Annotated in this window: 1 protein-coding gene; it reads right to left on the bottom strand. The window is 56.9% G+C overall.

The annotated features are described in order from the left end of the window. Positions 1-61: 61 nt before the first annotated feature. Entirely contained in the window at positions 62-1,309 is a 1,248-nt protein-coding gene (locus I8746_RS26815; protein WP_221101218.1) for an IS256 family transposase, read from the bottom strand. Between the last annotated feature and the right edge of the window lie 52 nt (positions 1,310-1,361).

The following is a 1,361-nucleotide window of genomic DNA, read 5'->3' as shown; positions in this document are numbered from 1 at the left end:
GGAAGTGTCAGATTTTTTGTGTGCGGGCCGGTAACGGCCTGCCGTCAGGCAGGCCTTGATTTCACCAGGTTGGCCTGATGAACCGATCTCCGTACAGAATCGCAAATTGATTCATCGCGCTTTTCCAATCATGGGCCGGTTTCCCCCAATTGGCTGTTATGTTGCGCAATCCCAGCCAAATCAGTTTGGTCGCTGCGTCATCATTCGGGAAATGCCCGCGAGTCTTGATGACCTTGCGTAGCTGGGCGTTGATGCTCTCGATGGCGTTGGTGGTGTAAATCACCTTCCTGATGGCCGGTGGGAAGACGAAAAATGGAATCACTCGATCCCAGGCGCGCCTCCAGGCAGCCACCACCGTCGGATATTTCTCTCCCCACGGCCCGTTCTCAAACTCATCGAGCGCTTGCTTAGCTGCTTCGGCATTGATGGCTTGGTAAATTGGTTTCAGCTCCTTGGCCAGAGCCCGTCGCTTGTCCCAGGCCGCGTAGTCGAGGCTGTTGCGGATCAGGTGCACGATGCACGTTTGCAACGTCGTCTCTGGAAACACGGTACTGAGAGCCTCTGGCATACCTTTGAGGCCATCGGTCACGGCAATCAGCACATCTTCGACACCGCGCGTCTTGAGATCGTTAAAGACCTTCATCCAGAACTTCGCACCCTCGGTGTTCTCGATCCAGATGCCCAGGATATCCCGCGTCCCGTCGGGGAGAACGCCCAGGGCCAGGTAAATGGCCTTGTTGCGCACCAGGCCCTCTTCGCGGATCTTCACCCGCAGCGCATCGAAGAAAATGACCGGGTACATCGGCTCCAGTGGCCGCTGTTGCCACGCGCCAATCTCTTCCATGACCTCGTCTGTCACAGAGCTGATGAAATCGGGTGAAACGTCGGTTCCATACTGCTCGGACAAAAAGGCTCGGATCTCTCTGACCGTCATTCCACGGGCGTACATGGCGATGATCTTGTCATCGAAACCGGTATACCGCCGCTCATGCTTGGGGATCAGAATAGGCGCAAAACTGCCGTCTCGATCACGGGGAATTTCCAGCCGCAGCGGGCCATCGCCGGTCAAAACCGTCTTGCCACTCTTGCCGTTACGCTGGTTGGTTTCATCCTCTGGGCGCTGCGCGCCCGGCGGATAGCCCAGGTGGTGGCCAAGCTCGGCACTCAGGGCGCGCTCGATCAGGGCCTTCTTGAACGCCGCAGAGGCATCCTCGATAGCTTCTGCGGTCATCAGGCCCTCACCGAACTGCTCCAGCAGCTCTTTGGGGATTTTGGGCAGGTCACGCAAGGGTTTCTTTTTGGTTGGCATACATGCACCTCTTACTCATGTTATGCCCGAACACAAAATTTCTGACACCCTC

Source organism: Pseudomonas sp. USTB-Z (assembly GCF_019691255.1).
In the GTDB taxonomy this organism is placed as follows: Bacteria; Pseudomonadota; Gammaproteobacteria; order Pseudomonadales; family Pseudomonadaceae; genus Aquipseudomonas; species Aquipseudomonas alloputida.
This window is presented reverse-complemented; position numbering and strand designations above follow the sequence as displayed.

Coding starts and splice junctions, on each gene's coding strand:
- I8746_RS26815 (WP_221101218.1), bottom strand. CDS start 1,309: ATGCCAACCAAAAAGAAACCCTTGCGTGACCTGCCCAAAATCCCCAAA.